The organism is Archangium sp. (assembly GCF_036389735.1).
In the GTDB taxonomy this organism is placed as follows: domain Bacteria; phylum Myxococcota; class Myxococcia; order Myxococcales; family Myxococcaceae; genus Archangium.
The window spans coordinates 1-9,063 of sequence record NZ_DASVWK010000246.1; the positions used below are offsets into that span (position 1 = coordinate 1).

Sequence of the window (9,063 nt, forward strand, 5' to 3'; positions counted from 1 at the left end):
AGCACGTGGAAGTGCCGGGCGCGCCCTCCCAGTTCGGCTCCCTGCTCTCCAACCTCTGCATCTCCCTCGGAGAGAACGAGCGCGGCTTCACCGGCGACATGGAGTACGCCACCGAGCTGTTCGATCCGGCCACCATCGAGCGGATGATCGGCCACTTCGAGGCGATCCTCGACTCCGCCGTGGCGGACCCCGGCCTGCGCCTCTCCGAGCTGTCCCTGATGACCGAGGCGGAGCGGCAGCGGGTGGCCCTCGCGACCCCGTCTCCGCGCGCCGAGGTCGTCTCGCTCGCGGCCCTGCTGGAGGCCCAGGCCTCGCGAGCCCCGGACGCGCTCGCCGTCGTCGCCGGGGAGAGGAGTCTCTCCTGGGGTGCGTTGCGCGAGCGGGCCCGGCACCTGGCCGGAGCGCTCGTGCGCAAGGGCGTGGGGCCCGAGCAGCTCGTGGCCGTGTGCCTGGAGCCGTCTCCCGAGCGCCTCGTGGCCCAGTGGGCCGTGCTGGCGGCCGGTGGCGCCTGGGTGCTCGTGCCTCCGACGCGGCTGCGGGAGTTGGCCTCGCTCGCGCCCGAGGGCGCACCGGCGCCGCTGCTGCTCACGGACTCGCGGCTGCGCACCAGCGTCTCGCTGGACGCCTCGCGGGTGCTGTACGTGGACGCGCCCTTGGAGGCGATGCCCGCCTTCGAGCACCACGCCGCTCCGGTGGGGGCCGACACCATGGTCTGCCTCGAGGCGCTCGCCGGCTCCGAGGGGACTCCGCGACGGGCGATTCACACGCCCCTCACCGTGGCCCACCTGTTCCACATGCTCGACCAGGGCGGTGCGCCGGGTGGCGCGTGGCTGTGGGCCGAGGAGCCCGCGGGGCAGGGGAGCGGACTGGAAGTGCTGTGGGCCCTGTGCCGGGGCCTGCGCGTCGTCCTGCCGCGTGAGCCCGCCAGCGCCCGGTTCGTGGTGACGGGCCGCGAGGCCGCGCCCCGCCGCCCGCTGGCCTTCGGCCTCTCGTACTTCGCCAACGACGAGGACGGGCTCGGCCGGCGCAAGTACCAGCTCCTGCTGGACGGGGCTCGCTTCGCCGACTCGCACGGCTTCTCGGCCGTCTGGACGCCCGAGCGCCACTTCCACTCCTTCGGTGGCCTCTACCCGAGCCCCGCCATCACCGGCGCGGGCATCGCCACCCTCACCGAGCACATCGGCATCCGCGCCGGCAGCGTGGTCATCCCCCTGCACGACCCCCTCCAGGTGGCCGAGGACTGGGCGATGATCGACAACCTCTCCGGTGGCCGGGTGGGGGTGTCGTTCGCCTCGGGGTGGCACGCCAACGACTTCGTCTTCGCTCCCGACAACTACGCGCGCCGCAAGGAGATCATGCTGCGCGGCATCGAGACCGTGCGGCACCTGTGGCGGGGCGGGACGGTGCGCCGCCGCAACGGCGAGGGCAAGGAGGTGGAGATCGCCATCCGCCCGCGCCCGGTGCAGGCCGAGCTGCCCTTCTGGCTCACGGCCGCGGGCAGCCCCGACACCTTCCGGCTCGCCGGTGAGCTGGGCGCCAACGTGCTCACCAACCTGATGGGCCAGCAGCTGGACTCGCTGGCGCAGAAGGTGGCGCTCTACCGCGAGACGTGGCGGCAGCATGGCCACCCGGGCCGCGGAACCGTGAGCCTGATGATGCATACCTTCCTCGGCGCGGAGGTGGCCGAGGCGCACCGCACCGTGCGCGAGCCGCTGCTGCGCTACTTCCGCAGCTCGGTGGACATCCTCAGTGGCTTCATCGCCAGCCAGGGCCTGAAGGTGGACCCGCGCACGCTGACGCCCCGGGACATGGACACGCTCATGGAGCATGGGCTCGAGCGCTACATGGAGGACGGAGGCCTCTTCGGCACGCCCGAGTCGTGCGCCTCCATCATCGAGCGCGTGCGGCGGCTGGACATCGACGAGGTGGCCTGCCTGGTGGACTTCGGTGTCAGCACCGAGGTGACGCTGGCCAGCCTCCAGCACCTGGACACCCTGCGGCGGCGCTCGCAGCCGGAGCGGACGGGCCCCGCGCCCACCGTGCTGCACGAGAGCGGCTCGGAGGTGGAGTCGGTGCTCGCGCTCGTGCGTGATGCCGGCGTGACGCACCTGCACTGCACGTCCGCCCTGGCCCAGGCGCTCGCGGCCATGCCCGGAGTGGCCGAGGCGCTCCGCCCGGTGCGCCGGCTCTTCGTCGGAGGCGTGGCTCCGGAGCTGGCCACCTCGTTGGCTCGCGCGGCGGGCGTGGAGGTGGTGCGCCGCGAGGGAATGTTCGAGTCGGGCACGTTCCACGTGCTGGACTCGCGCGGGCAGTCCGTGCCCGTGGGCGTGGCCGGTCAGCTCGCCATCGGGGGCGGAGCCGTGCCCCGGGGCTTCTGGCTGGCCCCGGAGGCCACGCGCAACCGGCTCGTGCCTCATGCCGCCGAGCAGGGAGGGCGGCTGCTCACCACCGGGCGGCGTGCCCGGCTTCGCGTGGATGGCTCCGTGGAGCTGCTGTCGGTGGAGGCCCCGAAGGCCCGTCGCCCAAGCCCCGCTCCGGCCCCGCGCCCGGAGGTGGTGCGTCGGCCCGAGGCCGCCCTGGCCATCACCCGCGTGCCGCGAGACGGGGCGCTCCCGCTCAGCTTCGCCCAGCAGCGGCTGTGGTACCTGGATCGGCTCGAGCCCGGGAACGTGGCCTACAACAACCCGTCCGCGCTGCGCCTGAACGGGCGCCTGGATGTCGCCGCGCTGGAGCGCGCCCTCAACGAGGTGGTGCGCCGCCACGAGGCGCTCCGGACCACCTTCGCCCTGGAGGACTCCGGCCCCGTCCAGCGCATCGCCTCGTCCCTGGTCATTCCCCTGGAGACGACGCGGCTGGAGGCGGAGGGAGACCGTGAGGCGGCGATCGCCGGGTGGCTCCGCGAGGAGGCTCGGCGACCGTTCGATCTCGCGGCCGGCCCGCTGATGCGCACGGTGCTGCTGAGCGCCGAGGACTCGGAGCACGTGCTGCTCGTCAACATGCACCACATCATCTCCGACGGCTGGTCCGCGGGCGTGATGATGAAGGAGCTGGCGGTCCTCTACGCCGCTTTCGTCAAGGGCACTGGCTCGCCGTTGCCGGAGCTGGCCGTGCAGTACGCCGACTACGCCGCGTGGCAGCACCAGTGGCTGCGCGGGCCCGCGCTGGCGTCGGAGCTGTCCTGGTGGAAGGAGGCCCTGGCCGACATCCCGGTCCTCCAGCTCCCCGTGGATCGGCCCCGGCCGGCGGCGCAGACGTTCCGGGGCGCGCAGCACCGCTTCACCATTCCCCGCTCCGTCACCGATGCCCTGGTGTCGCTCTCCCACCGCGAGGGCGCCACTCCCTTCATGTGCCTCATGGCCGCCTGGCAGTCGCTCCTGTTCCGCTACAGCGGGCAGGAGGACTTCGCGGTGGGCACCGCCGTGGCGGGCCGCGGCCGGCCCGAGGTGGAGCCCTTGGTGGGGTGCTTCATCAACTCGCTGCCCGTGCGGGCCGATCTCTCCGGGGATCCCACCTTCCTGGAGCTGCTCGGTCGCGTCCGCGGTACGGCGCTCGGGGCATTCGCCCACCAGGACGTCCCCTTCGAGAAGATCGTCGACGCCCTGAACCTCACGCGCGACGCGAGCGTCTCGCCGGTCTTCCAGACGCTGCTGGTGCTCCACAACGTCCCCATGCCCACCTTGCGGATGGCGGACCTCACCCTGCGGGGCATGGACGTACACACGGGCGCCGCGAGGCTGGAGCTCGCGCTGGAGCTGCGCCAGACGGAGGAGGGGCTGTGGGCCGCCCTGGAGTACAACACCGACCTGTTCGACGCGGACACCGTCGTGGGCCTGGTGGCGCACTTCCAGCGCCTGCTGGAGGGCATCGTCCAGACTCCCGAGCGGCGGATCTCCCTGTTGCCGATGCTGTCGGAGGCGGAGCGTCAGCGGCTCCTGGTGGAGTGGAACCCCCCGGCTCGGGCCGACTCGGACGACACCGTGAGCGCGCTCTTCGAGGCGCAGGTGGCCCGCACGCCGGACCTGCCGGCCCTGGCCACATCCGGAGAGGAGCTGACGTACCGGGAGCTGGCCGCGCGGGTCCACCGCATCGCTCGGCTGCTGCGCCGCCACGGCGTGGGGCCCGAGTCGGTGGTGGCCCTGGCCCTGGAGCACCCCGCGGACATCGTTCCCGCCATCCTGGGGACGCTCGCGGCGGGTGGCGCCTGGCTCCCGTTGGATCCCACCCATCCGCCGGAGCGCCGCCGGCTCGTGCTCGAGGACTCGGGTGCCCGGGTGGTACTCACCCGCGAGGCCCTGCGTGAGCGGCTCGCCCTGGGCGAGACGAGGACCGTGGCCTGTCTGGAGGAGGCCGTTCAGGAGTCGGAGACGGCTCCCGAGCCGCGGTCCGCACCGGGACACGCGGCCTATGTCCTCTTCACCTCCGGCTCGACGGGTCGGCCCAAGGGCGTGGTGGTCGAGCAGCGCCACCTGGTGCATGCCACGCGGGCCCGCTTCGAGGTGCACGGGGCTCCAGGGGTGTCCCTCTCCCTGTGGTCGCTCACCTTCGACGCGTCGCTGACGGCCCTCTTCTGGACGCTGTTGTACGGCGGCACGCTGCGCTACCCGGAGGCCCAGGCGGTGGAGGAGCCGCGGGCGCTGGCCACCTCCATCACGCGCCATGGGGTGACGCACCTCTTCTGCGTGCCGGCGCTCCATGCGCAACTCCTCGACGCGGCGCCCGTGGGAGGGCTCTCCAGCCTGCGGGCCGTCCTCGTCGGAGGCGAGGCGTGTCCTCGGGAGTTGGTCCGCACCCACCACGAGGCGCTGCCCTCCACCGTCCTGGCCAACGAGTACGGGCCCACCGAGGCCACCATCTGGTGCACGGTGCACCGGACGGAGCCGGGCGGAGCGGGTTCCGTGCCCATCGGCCGGCCCATCCCCGGTGCCCGGGCGTACGTCCTGGACGCGCACCTCCAGCCCGTCCCCGCCGGTGTGCCGGGCGAGCTGTACGTGGGTGGAGCGGGGGTCGCGCGCGGCTACCTCCAGCGGCCGGAGCTGACGGCCGAGCGGTTCGTGGCCGATCCCTTCGAGCCGGGCTCCGGCGCGCGGCTGTACCGCACGGGCGACCTCGTGCGGTGGCGGCGGGACGGGGTGCTCGAGTTCCTCGGGCGTCTGGACGGACAGGTGAAGGTGCGGGGCTTCCGCATCGAGACGGGGGAGATCGAAGCGGTGCTCGCCACCCACCCCGCCATTCGTGAGACGGTGGTGGACGCGCGCGCGGAGGGGCGGGGAGCGAAGCGGCTCGTCGCCTGGTTCGTGCCGCGTGAGCGCCCGGGTCCCACCGTGGACGCGCTGCGCGCCTTCGTGCGCGAGCGGCTCCCCGAGTACATGGTGCCCTCGGCCTTCGTGGAGCTGGAGTCCATTCCCCGCACGCGTCGGGGCAAGGTGGACTCCGGTGCCCTGCGACTGCCCGAGCGCCAACTGGAGCGGAACAAGGGGTACGTGGCGCCGCGCACGGAGCTGGAGGAGCGCCTCGCTCGCGTTTGGAGCCAGGTGCTCGGCGTGGAGCGCGTCGGCGTGGACGACGACTTCTTCGAGCTGGGCGGGGACTCCATCCTCACCATCCAGATCATCACCCGGGCGGGCCGGGAGGGCATCGAGCTGTCGCCGCGCCAGGTCTTCCAGAACCCCACGGTGGGCCGGCTCGCGGCGGTGGCGAACACGCGGCTCGTCGTGCGGGCCGAGCAGGGTCCGGTGACGGGCCCGGTGGCGCTCTCTCCCATCCAGCGCTGGTTCTTCGCCCAGGAGCCGGCGGAGCCCCACCACTGGAACATGTCGCTCTTCCTGGAGGTGCGTGGGGCCCTGGACGCGGCGGTGCTGGAGCGGACGCTGGGGCACGTGGTGGAGCACCACGACGCGTTGCGCCTGCGCTTCGCTCGCGGCGAGGACGGCTGGAGGCAGGTGAGCACGGCCCCCGGCGAGCCCGTGCGGCTGGAGCGCGTGGACCTGTCGGGCGTTCCGGCCGAGGCCCAGGCCACGGAGCTGGAGCGGCGGGCCACGCAGGTACAGGGCTCGCTGCGGCTGGAGGAGGGGCCGCTGCTGCGGGCGGTGCTGTTCGACCTCGGGGCGGGACGGTCCGGGCGCCTGCTGCTCGTGCTGCACCACCTGGTGGTGGATGGCGTCTCCTGGCGCATCCTCGTGGAGGATCTGCTGACGGTGTACCAGCGGCTCTTGGCCGGGGCTTCGGCGGGGCTGCCACCGAAGACGACCTCCTTCCAGGCGTGGGCCCGGGGCCTCTCCGAGCACGCGCGCTCGGGGGCATTGGAGGCCGAGCGCTCCTGGTGGACGGCGCGTCCCTGGTCCCGCGTCACGCGTCTGCCGGTGGACCTGCCGACGGGGGAGAACACCGAGGGCTCGGCCCGGAACGTGACGCTGCGCCTCACCGCCGAGGAGACGCGCGCGCTCCTTCAGGACGTGCCGCGCGCGTACCACACGCAGATCAACGACGCGCTCCTCACCGCGCTCGCACGGACGGTGGGCCGCTGGGCCGGCAACTCGCGGGTGCTGGTGGACGTGGAGGGCCACGGCCGCGAGGAGCTGCTCGCCGGCCTGGACGTCTCGCGCACGGTGGGCTGGTTCACCACGTATTTCCCGGCGCTGCTGGAGCTGCCGGAGGCGGGAGGCCCCGGTGAGGCGCTGCGGGCCGTGAAGGAGCAGCTGCGCGCCGTACCCTCCAAGGGCATGGGCTACGGGCTGCTGCGCCACCTGGGCGGGGACGCCGCGCTGGCCTCGCTCCCCGGGGCGGAGCTGAGCTTCAACTACCTCGGCCAGCTGGACGGTGCGCTGACCGGGAGCGGAATGCTCGCGCTCGCGCCCGAGAGCCCGGGGCCCCAGCGTGGCTCCCGGACCCGCAGGCCCTACCTGCTCGACGTGATGGGCGCGGTGGTGGGGGGCCAGCTCCAGGTGACGTGGACGTATGGGGAGATGACTCACCGGAGGGAGACTGTCGAGAAGCTCGCGGCGGACTTCCTGGAGCGGCTGCGCGAGCTGATCTCGCACTGCCAGTCCCCCGAGGCCGGTGGCCATACGCCCTCCGACTTCAAGCTGGCCAAGGTCAACCAGAACCAACTCGACAAGCTCTCCGCCCGTTTCGGGAAGAAGAACAAATGAGCGACAACATCGAAGACCTGTACCCGCTCTCCCCGCTCCAGCAGGGGATGCTCTTCCACGGCCTCCAGGAGCAGGGCAGTGGCAGTGGCCTGTACTTCAACCAGCTCGCGTGCGAGCTGCGCGGCGGCCTGAATCTCCCGGCCTTCACGGAGGCCTGGCGGCGGGCGGTGGTGGCCTTCCCCATCCTCCGCACGGCCATCGTCTGGGAAGACGTGGACGAGCCCCTCCAGGTGGTGCTCACCGACGTGGAGGTGCCGCTCGCCCAGGAGGACTGGCGCGGGATTCCGGCCTCGGAGCACGAGGCCCGGTTCTCCGCCTGGCTGGAGGAGGACAGGCGCCGGGGCTTCGACTTCGGCACGCCGCCGCTCCTGCGCCTCAGCTTGTTGCGCACCGGGGACGCGGCCTACCGCTTCGTCTTCAGCCACCACCACATCCTGTTGGACGGCTGGTCCGTCCCGCTCCTCATCCGTCAGGTCTTCGTCCTCTACGAGAGCCTCGTCCGGGGCTTCCCGCCGCGCGTGGAGCAGGCGCGGCCCTTCCGCGACTACATCAGTTGGCTCCAGGAGCGGGGTCTGGAGGAGTCCGAGCGCTTCTGGCGGCATACGCTCGCGGGATTCTCCGAGCCCACCGACCTGGGGCGGAGCCCGCCGCGCGCCGGAGCGCCGAGCCTCGGACGGCCGACCCGGAAGGTCCACCTGTCCGCCGCCTCCACCGAGGCGCTCAACGCCTTCGTGCGCCAGCACGGGCTCACGCTCAACACCGTGCTCCAGGGCGCCTGGGCGCTCCTGCTGGGGCACTACGCGGGCACGGACGATGTCGTCTTCGGCACCACCGTGTCCGGCCGCCCGCCGGAACTGCCCGGCGTGGAGGGCATGGTGGGCCTGTTCATCAACACGCTGCCGGTGCGCGTGCGCCTCTCGCCCGACGAGCCGCTCGTCCCGTGGCTTCAGCGGCTCCAGGGCTTGTTGCTGGACATGCGGCAGCACGAGCACTCGCCGCTGGTGAAGGTGCAGCGCTGGAGCGAGGTGCCCGCGGGCACTCCGCTCTTCGACAGCCTGGTGGTCTTCGAGAACTACCCGGTGGATGCCGCGCTCACCACGTCGCTGCCCTCGCTGGAGGTGCGCGACGTGCGGGCGTTGGAGGTGGATCACCACCCGTTGACGCTCATCTCGTCACCCGGGCGCGAGCTGCCGCTGCACCTCGCGTATGACGGAGCGCGCTTCGACGCGGCCCACATCGACCAGAGGCTGGGGCAGTTGCGCCACCTGCTGGAGTCCATGGTGGCGAGGCCCGAGCAGCGGCTGGGCGGGCTGTCCCCGGTGGACGCGGCCGAGCGGCACCGGCTCCTGCGGGAGTGGAGCGGTGCGGGCACCCGGCGCTCCGAGCCGGCGACGCTCCACCGTCTCTTCGCGGCGCGCGCGGCGGAGCTGCCGGACGGCGAGGCGCTCGTGTTCGGCGAGCAGCGACTCACCTATGCGGAGCTGGACGCGCGGGCCAATCAGCTCGCGCACCACCTGCTCGGGCTGGGCGTGGGGCCGGAGTCCCGGGTGGTGCTGTGCCTGGAGCGCTCCGCGGAGCTCGTCATTTCCATGCTGGGTGTCCTCAAGGCCGGTGGCACGTACGTGCCCCTGGAGCCCTCCTGGCCAGCGGCGCGGCTGCGGGCCCTGTGGGAGGACAGTGGCGCGTGCGTGGTGCTCGCGCAGGCTCGGACGGCGGCGTGGCTGGAGGGGCTCGGGGTCCAGCGGGTTCTCCTCGACGGGGAGGCGGAGGCCCTCGCGCGTGCGCCTCGGACGGCTCCCGCGGTGGAGGTGCACCCGGGGCAGGTGGCCTACGTCATCTACACCTCGGGCTCTACGGGCAAGCCCAAGGGCGTGCTGGTGGAGCACCGGAGCGTGGGCAACACCCTGCGGGCCTC

The 9,063-nt window shown here is 72.9% G+C and carries 2 protein-coding genes; both read left to right on the forward strand.

The window, feature by feature from the left end; translation table 11 throughout:
* Positions 1-11 precede the first annotated feature (11 nt).
* The gene (locus VF794_RS08950) at positions 12-7,148 is read left to right on the forward strand and encodes an amino acid adenylation domain-containing protein (RefSeq protein WP_331108768.1); all 7,137 of its coding nucleotides are present in this window, start codon (positions 12-14) and stop codon (positions 7,146-7,148) included.
* Positions 7,145-9,063, forward strand: a 1,919-nt coding sequence (locus tag VF794_RS08955; protein WP_331108769.1) for a condensation domain-containing protein, incomplete at its 3' end; no start/stop codon positions are given. The genes VF794_RS08950 and VF794_RS08955, both read left to right, overlap by 4 nt.